Raw genomic sequence first — 16,953 nt, 5'->3', positions numbered from 1 at the left:
CATCGTTAACGACCATCGCGGGCGCGCTCGCTCCTACAGGGGCTCAGGGGGTCAGTAAACGTCGCGGCGGTAGCGGCCCTGTTCGATCAGGCGCTCCACTTCGGCGGCTCCCAACACTTCGTTGAGCACCTGGTCCACACCCGAAGCCATGCCTTGAAGGCTGCCGCAGATGTAGATCACTGCACCGTCCGCCAGCCATTTCTTGAGCTCGGCCGCCGATTCACGCAGGCGATCCTGTACGTAAATCTTTTCGGCCTGGTCGCGGGAAAACGCCAGGTCGAGGCGTTCGATGTCCCCGGCAATCAACCATTCTTCCAACTCGTCACGGCACAGGTAATCGTGTTCGCGATTGCGCTCGCCAAACAGCAGCCAGTGACGTTGCTGACCCTCGGCAATCCGTGCCTTGAGCAGGCTGCGCAACCCGGCCAGACCTGTGCCATTGCCCAGCAGGATCATCGGCACCGGTTGAGCCGGCAGATGGAAACCACTGTTGCGTCGCACGCGCAGGCTGATGGAACTGCCCACCGGCGCGTGTTCGGTCAACCAGCCGGAACCTACGCCGAGGTTGCCGTCGGCATGCACTTCCTGGCGCACGATCAATTCCAGCACGCCATCGGCCGGGATCGACGCAATGGAATACTCGCGCATGGCCAGCGGCACGAGGGCCTCTGCCAGCGCCTGCGCGTGCAGGCCGACCAGGTGGGCACGGTTCTGCGGCAGCTGGCGGCTGGCCAGGGCCTGTTCGAGGGATTCCTCCAGGCCGTTGAGCTGCACCTTGGTCTCACCGTGAATCCCCAGGCCGTCGAGGAAGTGCTCGATGGCCCATGGGCAATTGCGCGGCAGCACTTCCACCAGGTCGCCCGCCAGCCAGCTGCTGGTGGAAGGAGGTTTAAGACCTAACAAGTACACCGGCGAACCATTGCTGTCCGGGTTGAGCAATTCACGACGCAGCAGGGTCCAGTTGTCGTAGCTGGGCGCTTGCCAGGTATCCACGGGGGCCTGGCCGGTCAACTGGCCCAGTTGCTGTTGCCAGTGACGCAAGGCGTAAGGGTCACCGCTGTCGACCTCTACCGGGGCGAACAAGGTCTTTGCGCCATGTTCGCCCAACCAAGCGTGCAGGCGTTTGGCGAAACCGCAGAAGTGTTGATACTGCCGGTCGCCCAGTCCAAGGACGGCGTAATTCATGCGTCCCAGGCTCGGTGTCCGGCCCAGGACCTTGCGTTCGAAACCTCGTGCGCTGTCCGGTGCTTCGCCGTCACCGAAGGTGCTGACGACGAACAAGACATTATTCGATTCATGCAGGTCCTGCTCGCTGACGTCGGCCAACGGCTGCACTTTTACCGGCAACCCTGCGGCCTGCAATTGAGCGGCGGATTGCCACGCCAACTGCTCGGCAAAACCACTTTGGCTGGCGAAGCCGATCAGCCACGTCGGAGCATCGCTGCCGGCTTGCACGAGATCTTTGCGCGCATCTTTGATCTGGCGTTTTTTGCGCCGACGATCCAGGTACAGCATCCAGCCGGTGACGAAGAACAGCGGCATGCTCAGCGCAGTGAGGGTCAGGATGATGCGCCCGACGATGCCGAAGTAACTGCCGACGTGCAGTGCATAGATGCTGGTCAGCAGTTGCGCCTTGAGGCTCTTGTCGCTGTAGCGGTCAACGCGTTTGACCACGCCGGTTGCCGGGTCGAGGGTGATCTGGTTCAGCGCCCGGTCGTGGGGCGAAGTTTTCAGCAGGAAATAAACGGTCGCCGGCTGGCCGGCCACTGGCGGCATGCGCACGTTATAGGAACTGAGTTGCGGGCCGGCCGCGCTGTAGATGCTGCTCCACATCGCCGCGTAATCGGCTGTTGGTGCCGTACCTTGCGGCGCAGGGCCACGTCCGCCGCGAACGCGTTCGTTCTGTGGTGAGTCGGAGAGCAACCGGGTCAGACCCTTGTTGTACCACTCGTAGGACCAGGACAACCCGGTCAGCGCTGCCAGGAGGTAAAACACCAGGCACCAGGTGCCGGCCACCGAGTGCAGGTCCCAGTTGAAGCTGCGACCCTTTTTCTTCCAGTCCAGGGTCAGCCAGGCGCGCCAGCTTCTCCACTGGCGCGGCCAGCGCAGGTACAGGCCGGACAGGCAGAAGAACACCAGGATCAATGTGCACGCGCCGGTGATCTGCCGACCCGTGTCGCCCATGGCGAGGAAGCGGTGCAGTTGCAGCATCAGGCCGAAGAAATCCTGGCCGGCGGCGTCGCCGAGGAACTCTGCCGTGTACGGATCGAAGTAGCGCATCTCGCCACGGCGTTCGCCCGGCGGCGGGGTGAACCACACTTTGGCGGCGTTGCCACTGTCGGTTTCCACGGTGAGCATCGAGACTTTTTTGCCCGAAGCGGCTTCGATGTGCTCCACCAGTTCGGCAGGCGGCAGCACACCGGCGAGCTGTTTTTCAACCTGCAACACAGAAGGGTTGAGTGTGCTCAGGATTTCATCCTGAAACGACACCATCGCCCCGGTGATGCCCATCAGGGCCAGGACCAGCCCGGCGCTGATGCCGAAAAACCAGTGCAACTGGAACAGGGTTTTCTTCAACACGTCGCTCGCCTTGTTCGTTCAAATTGATTCAGCACGGCGCGCATTATGCCGTGGGGTTGTCGAGAAGCATTCTTTTTACGCACAAAGGCCCCGTTCACCTGGATGAACGGGGCCTGCGCCAACACCGACCTCTGTAGGAGCGAGCTTGCTCGCGATGCACTCAAGAACAACGTGGGGTTTCAGGCTAACCGCGTCATCGTTGACGACCATCGCGAGCGAGCTCGCTCCTACAGAAGAGGTTGCGTAGTCAAATTTCCATCAGAAGTGGAAGTTGGTGCTCAGCAACGCGGTGCGACCGGCCGCCTGGTTGGCGAAGTGAGTCGAGAACGCCTTGTCGTAGTAGGTTTCGTCGGTCAGGTTCTGCACGTTCAGTTGCAGGTCGACGTTTTTGCTCAGCTTGTAGGCTGCCATCGCGTCGTAACGAACGTAGGAGTCAACCATGGTGGTGTTGGCTACGTTGCCGAACACGTCATCGACATAGAACGCACCGCCGCCGATGGTCAGCTTCGGCGTGACCTGATAGGTCGTCCACAGGCTGGCGCTGTTCTTCGGCGTGTTAGGCAGCTCGTTGCCATCGTTGGCTTTGTTGGCCGGCAGGTCGCCGCCATCGACTTGCTCGCTGTCCATGTAGGCGTAGCCAGCGAAGACCTGCCATTTATCGGTGAGCTTGCCGCTGGCCGACAGTTCGATACCTTGAACGCGGGTTTTGCCGACGTTTTCGTAGGTGGTGGTGTTGGTCTGCACACGAGCGTTGTCTTTCTCGGTGCGGAAGATATCGGCGGTCACGGACAGACGATCGTTCAACAGGTCCCACTTGGTACCGATTTCGTAGTTCTTGGTGGTTTCCGGCTCCATGTCGCTTTTCAGCAGGTTGCCGTTGCGATCCGGCGTGCCACCCAACGGGTTGCCTTCCGAACCTTCGCCCAGGGTGTTGCCCGGTGGCGTCGCAGACGTCGCGTAGGACGCATAGATGCTGCCGTTTTCCGCTGGTTTGTACACCACGCCGAACTGACCGGTGACGAATTCGCTGGTGTCATCGCCCTTGGACGTGGTCACGCTGGAACCGTTGAAGGTTTTGTAGCTGGTGTCGAAGTGGTCGTAGCGCAGGCCCATGTTCACCAGCCACTGCTCGGACAACGTCAGGGTGTCGAACACATACAGTGCGTAGGTGTCGGCCTTGGTGTCGGTGCCGGCGTAGTTGCGCGAGATGGCGCCGCTCCACGGATCATTCGGGGTCGGGTTGGACAGCGAGGTGCAGTTGTAGCCACTTGGCGCGCCGATCAGGGCCGGCGAGCAGGTGTTGGTTACCGCGGCGGTTCCCGGGGTGGTGTCCGTGTTGACGTTGTATGAGGACTTTTCACTTTCCTCGTGGGTGTATTCGACACCGGTGGAGAAGCTGTTCTTGAACCCGGCGATGTAGACGTCACCAAACAGGTCGGTCTGGTTGGTGGTGGTCTCGGTGTTGCTCACGCGGGTGTTTGCCCGGCGCCAGACGCTGCCATTGTTGACGTTGCCTTTACTGTCATCCGGCTGGGTCAGGATGTAATCCTGCATGCTGGTGCCGTGACGCAGGGTGTTCTTGATGGTCAGCGCGTCGCTCAGGTCGTGCTCGATGGCGAAGGTCGCGGTGTCGGTGCGCCCCTTGCGGAAGTCGCGGTCGGTCAGACCATAGAAATTGCTGCTGTCGCCGCCATCATTCGGCTTGTCCGGATTGGCCTTGGTACGGGCAGTCGAGCCTCCGGTCGGGATGGAGTAAGGAATGCCCGAATCCGGCGTGTCGTTGTTTTCGAGGTGGTAGTAGTCGAGGTTGACGCGAGTGTCCGTACCCAGGCCGAAGGCCAGGGACGGTGCAACACCCCAGCGGTCGTAGTCGACGCTGTCACGCCCGGCGACGTTGCTCTCGTGGCTCAGCAGGTTCAGACGGCCAGCGGCGGTGTCGGTGAACTGGTAGTTGCCGTCGAAGGTGTAGCGCTGGGTCTGGTCGGAACCCCAGGTGAAACCACCGTCGAGCGAATCGCCCAGGTGCGCTTTCTTGCTGACCAGGTTGATGCTGCCGCCCGCAGCGCCACGGCCGCCGATCGCGGAGTTCGGGCCTTTGCTGACTTCAATCGATTCAACGGCGAAGATCTCGCGGCTCTGGGAGCCGGTATCGCGCACGCCGTCCAGATAGGTGTCGCCCTGGGCGTCGAAGCCACGGATGAATGGACGGTCGCCTTGCGGGTTGCCGCCTTCACCGGCACCGAAGGTGATGCCTGGAACAGTGCGCAGCGCGTCCTGCAGGTTGAGCGAGCCGGTGTCTTTCAAGACTTGTTGCGGAACAACGGTCACCGAGCGCGGTGTGTCGATCAGCGGCGCGGTGTATTTGGGTGAGGAGGCTTTCTCTACGTTGTAGGTTGTCTCGTCCTGGGCTTCGCCGGTGATGGCGGTGGCGCCCAGCGAAATCACATTGTCCGGTGCTTTCCCGTCGGTTTTCTCCGCCGCGAAAACCATGTGGCCCGCAGAACCGGCAGTAATCGCCATGCCGATGGCCGATGCGAGCAGACGTGGTGAACTGACCGGTACTAGTGGTTGTTGACGCGACATTTGAATTCCCCTCCCCAAGGATTTGAGGCGGCGGAATATAGGGTAAACACGTATTTGTATCAATTGCGAAATATTACTATTCGCGCCGAATTTACATTCTTTACAATTTATCCTTACGGTTTTTGCTGTCTCGTTCGTCTGTGGGGTTTTACATGGGCAATAAGAATCAATACCATTGCCATCCCTTTGTTTTCAGGTGTCTTGTCATGTTGCTGCACATTCCAGGCCTGTTCGAGAAAGATGAGGTGCAGCGCATTCGCGGGGCTCTGGAACAGGCTGATTGGGCCGATGGCAAGATCACCGCCGGCTTCCAGTCGGCCAAGGCCAAGCACAATTTGCAACTGCCCGAAGGCCACCCGTTGGCCAAGGAGATCGGCGCGGCGATGCTGGAGCGGCTGTGGAAGAATCCGCTGTTCATGTCGGCTGCACTGCCGCACAAAGTCTTTCCTCCGTTGGTGAACTGTTACACCGCCGGTGGCAGTTTCGATTTCCATATCGACAACGCGGTGCGTCAGCCCAAAGGCAGCGCCGAGCGGGTACGTACGGATTTGTCCGCCACGCTGTTCTTCAGCGAGCCCGAGGATTACGACGGCGGCGAGCTGGAAATCCAGGACACCTTCGGCACGCAGCGCGTGAAACTGCCCGCCGGCGACATGGTGCTGTACCCCGGCACCAGCCTGCACAAGGTCAACGCGGTGATGCGCGGAACGCGACTCGCCTCGTTTTTCTGGACGCAAAGCCTGGTGCGCGAAGACAGCCAGCGCGCCCTGTTGTTCGAGATGGACGGGGCCATCCAGCAACTGACCCGCGATGTCCCTGATCATCCATCGCTGATCCGCCTGACCGGCACCTATCACAATCTGTTGCGTCGCTGGGTCGAGGTGTAAGTGGCGGATTTTCGTTTACGCCGCGAGGAAATGCTCGACGGCGAGCGCCTGCGCTCCATGCTCGACGAAAGTCCGGCCCGCGCCGCGCAGGCCATCCTGATCGCCGCACGTGAAGGTGAAGTCGAGGCGCAGGCCTTGCTCGGGCAGATTCTGCTCGACGGCCAGGGAATCGCGCAGGACCAGCCGCTGGCGTTGCGCTGGTTTGGCATCGCCGCGCGCCAGGGGCACCTGATGTCACGCAATATGCTCGGCCGTTGTCATGAGCATGGCTGGGGTTGTGTTGCCGATGCCTTGATAGCGGCGCGGCATTACCGGATTGCAGCGCAGGGTGGGCTGGATTGGGCGATGTACAACCTCGCCAATCTATTGGCCACCGGGCGCGGTGTGGCCGAAAATCAGACACTGGCGCTGGGCTGGTACCGGCGTGCGACGGACCTCGGCCATGCGAAGTCGATGAACCTGCTGGGGCGCTATCTGGAAGAGGGCCGATTTTGCCGGGCCGACCCGGATGCCGCTTTCGAGTGGTATAGACGTTCTGCAGAGGGCGGGGATTTTCGCGGGCAGTTCAGTTATGCAGCTGTTCTGGCGCAGGACGGGAAAGTCGAAGAGGCCCTGGTATGGCTTCATCGGGCGTTGGAAGCTGGCAACCTTAACTTCCTGCGGGTGAGCGGCCAGGCACTGCTGCAGGCGCCCCACCCCGATCTGCGGGCATTGGCCTCGCGCTTTCAGCAGCGTGCCGAACAATTGCACAATCAGGCGCAGGTGGCCTAGATACCGAGAACTGCAGCTGTCATCAGGGCGAGCGAAATGGCGTTGTGGGCGCCATCGCTCGCGCTGATCAGGATGCTACTTCCAGGTGGAGCGGACCCGGTTTAGCTTTTCCATTCCTGGCGAAGACTCTTCAAGTGTTTGATGAAGATGTTCGACTGTTCGATGAACCGTTTAACAACCGCACTGAAATCGTCGGTAGCGTCATGTTCATTAATTTCCAGGAATTTATCAATGGCGTCGGCGAGGGTGCTTATCTCATTCGTGTAAGCCTCTCTCGGGGTTTGCACGGACTGGAATTCCACCAACTGATTTTTTTGGTCTTGCAAGATTTTTACATCTTGTTTGCTGCTGGCCAGGTTTCGACGCCGGTCATCAAGTCGCGCCTGGATCTGGCGCCGGGCTTCAATCAGGTGGTCATATTTTATTCTGTCGCTGATTAAGTTGAGGATCTTGCCAGCGGCGGCAATGCCAGTCTTGACGAGTTCAACTTGAGGCGCGGAGAGGTTAAGCCCTGTAAGTTTTTCCGCCGTGAGAAACAGCTCCTTGATCAGTGAAAAAGTATCCGTCGCTTCAATGAGTTTGATGGCGCCGCTCAGCTCTGATTCGTCAGTTTTCAGTTTCTCAATGTCGCTTTCCAGTTCTGTTATATTCGGGGTGATCTTGGTGATGGATGCTTCCAGTTCCTTGATGCGATATTGGTTGTCGCTGAGGGTCACTGCTTTAAAATTCGACAAATTGTTGTTCAGCGTTGTTGAAAACTTTGAGACTTCGGACGTGCCGGTTTTAATCGAAAAATTAATTTCTTCGTAAAAACTGTCTATGGCCTCCTGTAGCTCGGGGGTAGAGGGCTCGAGTTTCAGATTCTCGATGATGGTGTGAACGCGTTGAATTTCGCCGATGGGTAATGCGGTGGGCAACAGAGTCAGGCTGCTAAGTGCTTGCTTGTCGATGGCGTTTAATTCCTTCAGCAACGATGCCAGTTCCTCCCCGAGTACCGGTAGATAGATAGTGCTCAATGTACGGATTTTATAGTGGATTTCATCCCTGTTTTGTTTGATTTTCTTCATGTCGGGAGAGGGATATTGGAATTGTGAGCCGAGAGTATGTAGGGTCATGATTTTTCCGTTTTTAAAATAATGAATGTCGGGTTTGGCGTGGGAATGCAAGCCGGGATGTCACGCGTCGCTTGTGGCATTGTTGAAGGCCGTCAGTAAGTCGCCCGCCTGCTTTTTTATCGCTGACCAGTTATCCATCATCGTGGTTAGCCTGGAGACAAAAGACACCAGGTACATGGCGTTGGTAACGCCATCCAGTCTTTTGCTGGAGGATTCGATATAAGCTTGTATCAACTCCCAGAGGCTTTCGAGGTTCGATGAACTGCCAGCAGCACCTTCAATCCTGACGTGCAGGTCCTGAAGGCTGGTTTCGAATGCCCGCAACGACGCGAGGACCGCGTTGGTGGTTGCAATCTTTGATTCGATTTCACGTCGTTCGGTAGTTAGCTGATCCAGCTCCTTACGAGCCTGGTTGGCCTTGGCTCCATATATTGAAGAACTAATAATAAAGCCGACTGCGCCACCGATGAGTCCCCACCATTTGCTTTTCGAGTATTGTTCGATTTCAGCGAGTTTTTCGGTGATGCGTTGATTGAGGATTCCAAGCCTTTCATTGTGCGCTTCTATGTCTTTGTCTAAATTGTGGCTGTTGCACAGGGTTATTTTTCGATCCAGTGCCGGCTTCAGCCAATCGCTGATTTCCTTTTTGAATTTGCTGATCTGGTCTTTGGTGGTCTTTGTGCTTGCACTGTGGTCGGTAATCACTGCTTTAAGCTCTTCAACCAGTTCCAGTAATGCCGGGATTTTTTGTTTTTCACCTTCAGTCAATTGGATTTCCGGAAGGTTGTCTATTTCCTCTGGACTCAGGTTGCCGACTTTTCCTGTTCCGCTAATGTAACTGGGAAGGCTCTCAAGGTAGTTGACGATGGACTGACTATTTGAAGTGAAATTGTCGGCAAATACATGAAGATCCGAACCGACTTTCTTCATGTTGGATTCCAGTGGTGACCAAGAGGCAGCATGGTTTCTCATGGAAAGAAACAGAGTTTGCATATCGGCAGATTTGAGTCCGGAGATATTCAGTCGGTCGAACTTGTGTATCTGTTCTATTTCATCAATTTCGATGGGGAGTTTAAGCCCGGCATTGACGTAGCGTTTGATTTTTCTGATGTCGTCATTTGTGACCAATAATCCTTGCTCGCGCTCGACACCCTCGAGAGTGCCGGAAACGGCCCCCATGAAATCCGATGTCAATGAGTTGAGTTGATCTGAGGTAATGATCTGTTCTTCAGTGGCTAACATGAAAGTCCCTTTTATGTTATTGCGCCATTGAGGCGCTTGTTGTCGTCACTGAAAAGTAAGGCTGGTTGTGGTTAAAGTTAAGTTGTGAAGAGTTTCAGTGTGTGTCTGATGACGGAGGTAAGTTGGCGATTTACTGTTTCTGCTGGATAAGGTTCGACGTTCTGATATCGAAACTTGATGTGTTTAGAGTTGGCGCTGAGTTCGTTTGAGACGGTAGAAATAAAAAAGGCCTGTGATTACTCACAGGCCTTTTTTTGGATAGCAGACGAGATTTACACGTAGAACGATTTCAGCGGCGGGAAACCATTGAACTCGACAGCGCTGTAACTGGTGGTGTACGCACCGGTCGACAGCCAGTACAGGCGATCACCGATGGCCAGGTTCAGCGGCAGGCCGTACTTGTAGTTTTCGTACATGATGTCGGCGCTGTCACAGGTTGGGCCGGCGATGACCACTTCTTCCATCTCGCCTTTCTTCTCGGTCCAGATCGGGAACTTGATGGCTTCGTCCATGGTTTCGATCAGGCCGGAGAACTTGCCCACATCCGTGTACACCCAACGCTCGACCGCGGTACGGGATTTGCGCGCGACCAGCACCACTTCGCTGACCAGGATGCCGGCGTTGGCGATCAGCGAACGGCCTGGTTCCAGGATGATTTCCGGCAGGTCATCACCGAAATCTTCCTTGAGGAAGCGGATGATTTCTTCCGCGTAGGTTTCCAGGCTGTTGGTGCGGGTGATGTAGTTGGCCGGGAAGCCACCGCCCATGTTGATCAGCTTCAGGTGGATGCCGTCTTCTTCTTTCAGGCGTTCGAAGATCACTTTGACCTTGGCGATCGCCGCGTCCCAGACGCTGATGTCGCGCTGTTGCGAGCCGACGTGGAACGAGATGCCGTAAGGCACTAGGCCCAGGTCACGAGCGAGGATCAGCAGGTCCATAGCCATGTCGGTCTGGCAGCCGAATTTGCGCGACAACGGCCAGTCGGCGGTGGTCGAGCCTTCGGTCAGGATACGCACGTAGACTTTCGAACCCGGGGCGGCCTTGGCGATGTTGCGCAGGTCGGCTTCGGAGTCGGTGGCAAACAGGCGCACGCCCTTCTCGTAGAAGTAGCGGATGTCCTTGGATTTCTTGATGGTGTTGCCGTAGCTGATGTGGTCGGCACTGACGCCACGGCCCAGCACTTTGTCCAGCTCATAGATCGAGGCGATGTCGAAGCTCGAGCCTTTCTCTTTGAGCAGGTCAATGATTTCGACGGCCGGGTTGGCCTTGACCGCGTAGTAGACCTTGGCGAATTCGAAACCGGCGCGCAGGTCGTCGTAGGCCTGGGCGATCATCGCGGTGTCGATCACCACGAACGGGGTTTCCTGTTTGTCGGCGAACGCCTTCATTTTCTGAAAGGTTTCGCGCGCGAAATAGTCTTCGACCTGGATCGACATACCTGGGAGCTCCTACTGGCAAACGTTAGTAATCAATGGGTGCAAATGAACGTCCTCCGTATCCCCACTTTGGTTCGCCTACTTCCCAAGGCATGTCGCCGAAAGCAAAAAGGCCATGGGAAGTGCAGCTTTCCCTTGGCCTTGCTGTCTCGTCGTCAGTACTTGAGCCGGATGGATCGTTTCCAGCATGGACGTTCGGCGCGAACTTTAGGGCGTGAGGGGCTTGAGATCAACAAAAAATGTCGCGTTTTTGCACTCTTCTGACGCGCGTTGCGGACATCACTCTTTGTAACCGACTCAGATGACAGTCGGATGTTCCCGAAGAATGGCGAAGTGTTAAAAATACCTGCACGTTCGATGCTGTTGTGCACCAAGTCATGGATAAGTGTGATGGCGTCAACATCGGCGACGTTAGGGGCGATAAGGGAGGATGAGAGCGGATTTGCTTGTTTTTCGGCTATTCCCTGCAGATCCATCAAGCAGGCAGGTGTTGATATTTTTTTCCGTCCTGTTAGCGGCATAAATCAGACGTCGATTCTTTAACTTTTAAATCGTCATCGCGGGCAAGCCCGCTCCCACAGTGATTTCTATCGTATACAAATTCTGTGTACACCAAAATCCTGTGGGAGCGGGCTTGCCCGCGATGGCGTCAGGTCAGGCGGCAGCAGTCTCGGCAGGCGAAACAATACTGGTCTTGCCTCCACGCGATTTACCGGAACTCAAATACTCCGCAATCGACTCCTGCGTCACCTCACCCAAAAACACCCGCTCGGCATCCATCACCGGCAACCACGAACGATTGAACTCGTACATGCGCGACAGCAGGATGCGCAAATGTTCGTCGTACGCCGCCGTGGCGTTGAAATCGCGTTGGTACTGCGAGCAGGTGCCGCTCTGACGATGCAGGTCGCGACGTCTTACGTAACCCAGTGCCTTGTTCTCCGTGCAGGTCACCACCACATAGCGACGGTCATGTTCGTCCATCAATTCCAGCGCCTCGGCCACCGGGGTTTGCGGGCTGACGGAGGGCGCATTGTCCGCCGCGTCTTCGGCTTTCACCAGCAGCAGGCGTTTCAGCGTGCTGTCCTGGCCGACGAAGTTGCTGACAAACTCATCCGCCGGGTGGGCGAGCAAGGTATCCGGGTGATCGATCTGCAATAGCTTGCCGGCGCGGAAGATCGCGATCTTGTCGCCGAGCTTGATCGCCTCGTCAATGTCATGGCTGACCATGATCACGGTCTTGTTCAGTGCCCGCTGCATCTCGAAGAATTCGTTCTGGATCATCTCGCGGTTGATCGGGTCGACCGCGCCGAACGGTTCGTCCATCAACAGCAATGGCGCATCTGCCGCCAGGGCGCGAATCACGCCGATCCGTTGTTGCTGGCCACCGGACAACTCCCGTGGATAGCGATGCAAGTACTGCTTGGGTTCGAGCTTGATCATGCTCATCAACTCGCGGGCGCGTTCGTGGCATTTCTGTTTGTCCCAACCGAGCAGTTTCGGTACGACCACGATGTTCTCTTCGATGGTCATGTTCGGGAACAGACCGATCTGCTGGATCACGTAACCGATGTTGCGGCGCAGCGTCACTTCGTCGAGGCCGGTGGTGTCTTCGCCGTTGATCAGGATCTTGCCCGAGGTGGGTTTGATCAGGCGGTTGATCATTTTCAGCGTGGTGCTTTTGCCGCAACCTGATGGCCCGAGAAATACGCAGATTTCGCCTTCATTGACGGTCAGGCTCACCGAGTCCACGGCTTTCACATCCTTGCCGTTGCTTTGGAAGGTCTTGCTGAGGTTTTGAAGTTCGATCATTTGAGCAGTCCTTTTGGAGTCAGCGAGCGTTGCAGCACTTGCAGGATCAGGTCGGCGATGATCGCCAGCACACTGACCAGCACGGCACCGACGATCAGCATCGACATGTCGCTGCGGCTGATGGAAGCGAGGATGAGTACACCGAGGCCACCGGCACCGATGGTGGCGGCGATGGTCATGACGCCGATGTTCATGACCACGGCGGTGCGTACACCGGCAAGGATCACCGGCACGGCGATGGGCAGCTCAACCATGCGCAGGCGCTGGCCGAACGTCATGCCGATGCCGCGCGCTGCTTCGCGGATGCCCGGTTCGACGCTGGTCAGGGCCAGGTAGGTGTTACGCATGATCGGCAGCAGTGAATAGAGGAACACTGCGGTGATCGCCGGCATCGGGCCGAGGCCCTGGCCGAATTTGGAGTAGAACGGCAACAACAGGCCGAACAGGGCAATCGACGGCACCGTCAGCAGCACCGTGGCACTGGCCTGCAAAGGCCCGGCGAGACTCGGCAGACGCGTCATCAGGATGCCCAGTGGCACGCCGACCAGAATCGCCAGGGTCACGGCGATGCCGACCAGCGTGATGTGTTGCCCGGTCAGGTGTAAGACCAACGGCCAGTCGAGATGGGAAAAGGCGTTCAGGAATTCCATGACTTTTCCTCCTTAATTGATCGGGTGCTGGCGCAGAAAATTGGCGGCCACGGTTGAAGGACTCTGGTGATCGACATCCACCCGTGCGTTGAGCTCGCGCATGGTGTTGTCGTCGAACAGTTCCGCCAGTGGCTTGAGCTGTGCGGTCAGTTGCGGGTGCGCATCGAGATAGGTCTGACGCACCACCGGCGCGGCGGTGTAGTCGGGGAAGTAGTGCTTGTCGTCTTCCAGCAATTTGAGCTTGAAGGCATTGAGGCGACCGTCAGTGGTGTAGACCAGGCCGGCAAACACCTGGCCATTGCGCAGCGCGGTGTAGACCAGCCCGGCGTCCATCTGCCGGATGTTGTTGCGGGTCAGGTTCATGTCGTACAGCTGCACCATGCCTGCGAGTCCGTCCGAGCGGTTGGCGAATTCGGTATCCAGTGCCACCAGATTGTTGGTCTTGGCCTCCTTGCGCAGCACGCTGTTCAGCTCACTGATGGTGTCGATCTGCGGGTATTGGTCAGCGACGTTTTTCGGCAGGGCGAGGGCGTAGGTGTTGCTGAATTTCGACGGAGTGAGCCAGACCAGGCCTTTTTGTGCGTCGAGTTCTCTCACCCGCGCGTAGGACTGTTCGCTATCGAGTTTTTCGGTGACATGGTTGTAGGCCACCAGCGACACACCGGTGTATTCCCAGAGCATGTCCAGTTGACCGCTTTCGTGGGCGCTGCGGGCGAGGTTGCTGCCGAGACCGCCGGTCACTTGCACGTCGTAACCCTTGGCGCGCAGGTATTGCGCGGTGATTTCCGCCAGCAGGGTCTGTTCGGTGAATACCCGTGCGCCGATGCGGATCAAGGGTTTTTCCGCGGCTTGGGCAAATCCTGCGCACAGCAGAACGCAGCCTAGTAAAAAGCTTGTTGTTTTCATGAGAGTTCCTTTACCGAGGCTTAAGACGGGCGCAGGCCGCGTTCGAGCCAGAGGCGGCTGCCCAGTGTGACCATGCCGTCCAGCAACAGGGCCAGCAACGCGGTGCATGCGGCACCGAGCAGCAACTGCGACTGATTGTTCAGGGCGATGCCGGGGAATATCAGGCTGCCAAGACTGTTGGCGCCGATCAGGAACGCCAGCGGCGCAGTCCCGACATTGATCGCCAACGCCACACGCACGCCACCGATGATGATCGGCACGGCGTTCGGCAGTTCGACTTTCCACAGCACCTGGCGCGGGGTCATGCCGATGCCGACGGCGGCTTCCTTGAGCGAGCCCTGAACGTTTTTCAGGCCCTCATAAGTGTTGCGCACGATGGGCAGCAAGGAGGCGAGGAACAGGGCGAAGATGGCCGGGCCGCTGCCGATGCCGAGGATGCCCAGGGCAATGGCCAGGACGGCCAGAGGCGGAACGGTGTTGCCAATGTTGAAGAGCTGCATGAAGCGTTCAGCGCGACCGACCATGGACGGGCGGCTGAGGAAGATACCGGCGGGGAGGCCCACGACAAGGGCGGCCAGCATGGAAGCGAGGACGAGAATCAGATGAGCTTGCAGGTAAAACAGCAAATCGTCGCGGTAGTGTTCGATCGTGTTGATGCCGATCCATTGGATCAGCAGGGCCAGAAGGGCGATTACCAACGCGCCTCCCATCAGCCCTTTGCCATAGCGGATAGCCACAGGCGGACTCCTTTTTTCAGTCGGCGAACACTTTTTCGCGTGGCAACGCCATTCCTGGCTGCCGAAAAAATGATCGCGAGAAGCAGCTCATGCCGAGCGCGTTCCACTGTAGGAGCGAGCTTGCTCGCGAAAAACGTCCAGGCAACGCATACATTCGCTACCCAGCGTTATCGTTGAAGTCCATCGCGAGCGGGCTCGCTCCTACAGGGGGTGGCGCAGGGCAATCGAGCCATGAGCACAGCCTCGTCAGGCCGAATTGCAGGTGTTTCAGGCCCCCGACGAGTGGTCGTAACAGGGGAGTGGACGTCTCCGTGCTTCAAAAGGTTCCCATCTAAGGCAGCATTTGGCCACCCCTGATGTGCTCAACGGTTCGGTTCTTCGATCAACTTGGGCTATAATCTGCGCCCTTTTTTGAATCACCTGCCAGGCGATTTCCCATGACCAAACAGGCCGCCGAAGTCGCGAAACGCCGCACTTTCGCCATTATTTCCCACCCCGATGCCGGTAAGACCACCATCACCGAGAAACTCTTGCTGATGGGCAAGGCGATCGCGGTAGCCGGTACGGTGAAATCTCGTAAATCCGACCGCCATGCCACCTCCGACTGGATGGAAATGGAAAAGCAGCGTGGTATTTCCATTACCACGTCGGTCATGCAGTTCCCGTATCGCGAGCACATGATCAACCTGCTCGATACCCCGGGCCACGAAGACTTCTCCGAAGATACCTACCGCACCCTGACGGCGGTGGACTCGGCGTTGATGGTTCTCGACGGCGGTAAAGGTGTAGAACCACGGACCATCGCCCTGATGGACGTCTGCCGTCTGCGTGACACGCCGATCGTCAGCTTCATCAACAAACTCGACCGTGATATCCGCGACCCGATCGAACTGCTCGACGAAATCGAAGCCGTCCTGAAGATCAAGGCCGCGCCGATCACCTGGCCGATCGGTTGCTACCGTGACTTCAAAGGCGTGTATCACCTCGCCGACGACTACATCATCGTGTACACCGCCGGTCACGGCCATGAGCGCACCGAAACCAAGATCATCGAGAAGCTCGACTCCGACGAGGCGCGTGCGCACCTGGGTGACGAGTACGAGCGTTTCCTCGAACAGCTTGAACTGGTGCAGGGTGCCTGCCACGAGTTCAACCAGCAGGAATTCCTCGACGGCCAGCTGACCCCGGTGTTCTTCGGTACGGCCCTGGGCAACTTCGGTGTCGACCACGTCCTTGACGCCGTCGTTGATTGGGCTCCGCGCCCGTTGGCCCGGGTGGCCAACGAGCGCACCGTGGAGCCGGTGGAAGAGAAGTTCTCGGGCTTCATCTTCAAGATCCAGGCGAACATGGACCCGAAACACCGCGACCGCATCGCCTTCATGCGTATCTGCTCCGGCAAATACGAAAAAGGCATGAAGATGCGCCACGTGCGCACCGGCAAGGACGTGCGGATCGGCGACGCGCTGACCTTCTTCTCCTCCGAGCGTGAGCAACTGGAAGAGGCGTTTGCCGGCGACATCATCGGCCTGCACAACCACGGCACCATCCAGATCGGCGACACCTTCAGCGAAGGCGAAGTCCTGGGCTTCACCGGCATTCCGCACTTCGCCCCGGAACTGTTCCGCCGCGTGCGCCTGAAAGATCCGCTGAAATCCAAGCAACTGCGCCAGGGCTTGCAGCAGTTGGCCGAAGAAGGCGCGACCCAGGTGTTCTTCCCGGAACGCAGCAACGACATCATCCTCGGCGCCGTTGGCGTGCTGCAGTTCGATGTGGTCGCCAGCCGTTTGAAAGAGGAATACAAGGTCGAGTGCTCCTACGAGCCGATCACTGTTTATTCCGCGCGCTGGATCGAATGCAGCGACAAGAAGAAGCTTGAGGAATTCTCCAACAAGGCTGTGGAAAACCTGGCACTGGACGGCGGCGGTCACCTGACCTACCTCGCGCCTACGCGGGTCAACCTGGCACTGATGGAAGAGCGCTGGCCGGACGTGAAATTCCGCGCGACCCGCGAGCATCACTAAGCGCTGAATGGCGACACCCGAAAGCCCGCTGTGAAAACAGCGGGCTTTTTTTTGCTCTTCTGTAGGAGCGAGCTTGCTCGCGATGGACTTTAACGATGATGCGCAAACTGGATAAACGTCGCCAGCAAGCTGGCTCCTACAGTTTCCCGGGATTGCGTGATGAACCTTTTTTTGGATTGATTTTGCGCTGGAGGCGATTGTGTAGGTCTTTTC

The 16,953-nt window shown here is 57.8% G+C and carries 12 protein-coding genes; 3 read left to right on the top strand and 9 right to left on the bottom strand.

The window, feature by feature from the left end; translation table 11 throughout:
- Positions 1–51 precede the first annotated feature (51 nt).
- Together AB7M25_RS26220 and AB7M25_RS26215 are read right to left on the bottom strand one after the other, a co-directional pair.
- Positions 52–2,580, bottom strand: a complete 2,529-nt coding sequence (locus tag AB7M25_RS26220) for a PepSY domain-containing protein (protein ID WP_454238167.1) — start codon at positions 2,578–2,580, stop codon at positions 52–54.
- A 258-nt stretch (positions 2,581–2,838) separates the two neighbouring features.
- A complete protein-coding gene (locus AB7M25_RS26215) occupies positions 2,839–5,163 on the bottom strand; it encodes a TonB-dependent receptor (protein WP_429518302.1) in 2,325 nt (774 codons plus the stop codon).
- A 206-nt stretch (positions 5,164–5,369) separates the two neighbouring features.
- Between AB7M25_RS26215 and AB7M25_RS26210 the strand changes: the two genes are divergently transcribed.
- Positions 5,370–6,050: a Fe2+-dependent dioxygenase gene (locus tag AB7M25_RS26210; RefSeq protein ID WP_429560317.1), complete on the top strand. Its 681-nt coding sequence runs from the start codon at positions 5,370–5,372 to the stop codon at positions 6,048–6,050.
- Positions 6,051–6,821, top strand: coding sequence for a tetratricopeptide repeat protein (locus AB7M25_RS26205; protein WP_454238166.1), 771 nt, complete (start codon positions 6,051–6,053; stop codon positions 6,819–6,821).
- A 101-nt stretch (positions 6,822–6,922) separates the two neighbouring features.
- On the opposite strand, the gene AB7M25_RS26200 is transcribed toward AB7M25_RS26205, so the two are convergent.
- The 7 genes from AB7M25_RS26200 to AB7M25_RS26170 all read right to left on the bottom strand — a co-directional run bounded on the left by AB7M25_RS26200 (position 6,923) and on the right by AB7M25_RS26170 (position 14,692).
- A complete protein-coding gene (locus AB7M25_RS26200) occupies positions 6,923–7,936 on the bottom strand; it encodes an alpha-xenorhabdolysin family binary toxin subunit B (RefSeq protein WP_429384230.1) in 1,014 nt (337 codons plus the stop codon).
- Between the two features lie 60 nt (positions 7,937–7,996).
- Entirely contained in the window at positions 7,997–9,178 is a 1,182-nt protein-coding gene (locus AB7M25_RS26195; RefSeq protein ID WP_429384228.1) for an alpha-xenorhabdolysin family binary toxin subunit A, read from the bottom strand.
- Between the two features lie 272 nt (positions 9,179–9,450).
- Positions 9,451–10,614, bottom strand: a complete 1,164-nt coding sequence (locus AB7M25_RS26190; protein ID WP_429384226.1) for a type III PLP-dependent enzyme — start codon at positions 10,612–10,614, stop codon at positions 9,451–9,453.
- A gap of 654 nt (positions 10,615–11,268) precedes the next feature.
- Positions 11,269–12,426, bottom strand: coding sequence for an osmoprotectant ABC transporter ATP-binding protein OsmV (locus AB7M25_RS26185; protein WP_454238165.1), 1,158 nt, complete (start codon positions 12,424–12,426; stop codon positions 11,269–11,271).
- Positions 12,423–13,076 carry an ABC transporter permease gene (locus AB7M25_RS26180; RefSeq protein ID WP_454238164.1) on the bottom strand — a complete coding sequence of 218 codons (654 nt, stop codon included), beginning with the start codon at positions 13,074–13,076 and terminating at the stop codon, positions 12,423–12,425. The genes AB7M25_RS26185 and AB7M25_RS26180 overlap by 4 nt, the downstream gene beginning before the upstream one ends.
- A gap of 12 nt (positions 13,077–13,088) precedes the next feature.
- A complete protein-coding gene (locus AB7M25_RS26175; protein ID WP_454238163.1) occupies positions 13,089–13,982 on the bottom strand; it encodes a glycine betaine ABC transporter substrate-binding protein in 894 nt (297 codons plus the stop codon).
- A 20-nt stretch (positions 13,983–14,002) separates the two neighbouring features.
- Complete coding sequence (locus AB7M25_RS26170) at positions 14,003–14,692, bottom strand: ABC transporter permease (RefSeq protein ID WP_429384428.1); 690 nt, start codon at positions 14,690–14,692, stop codon at positions 14,003–14,005.
- A gap of 464 nt (positions 14,693–15,156) precedes the next feature.
- Between AB7M25_RS26170 and AB7M25_RS26165 the strand changes: the two genes are divergently transcribed.
- A complete protein-coding gene (locus tag AB7M25_RS26165; protein ID WP_007973058.1) occupies positions 15,157–16,740 on the top strand; it encodes a peptide chain release factor 3 in 1,584 nt (527 codons plus the stop codon).
- Positions 16,741–16,953: the final 213 nt, after the last annotated feature.

The sequence above is a fragment of the Pseudomonas sp. AP3_22 TE3818 genome (assembly GCF_053628995.1).
This window is presented reverse-complemented; position numbering and strand designations above follow the sequence as displayed.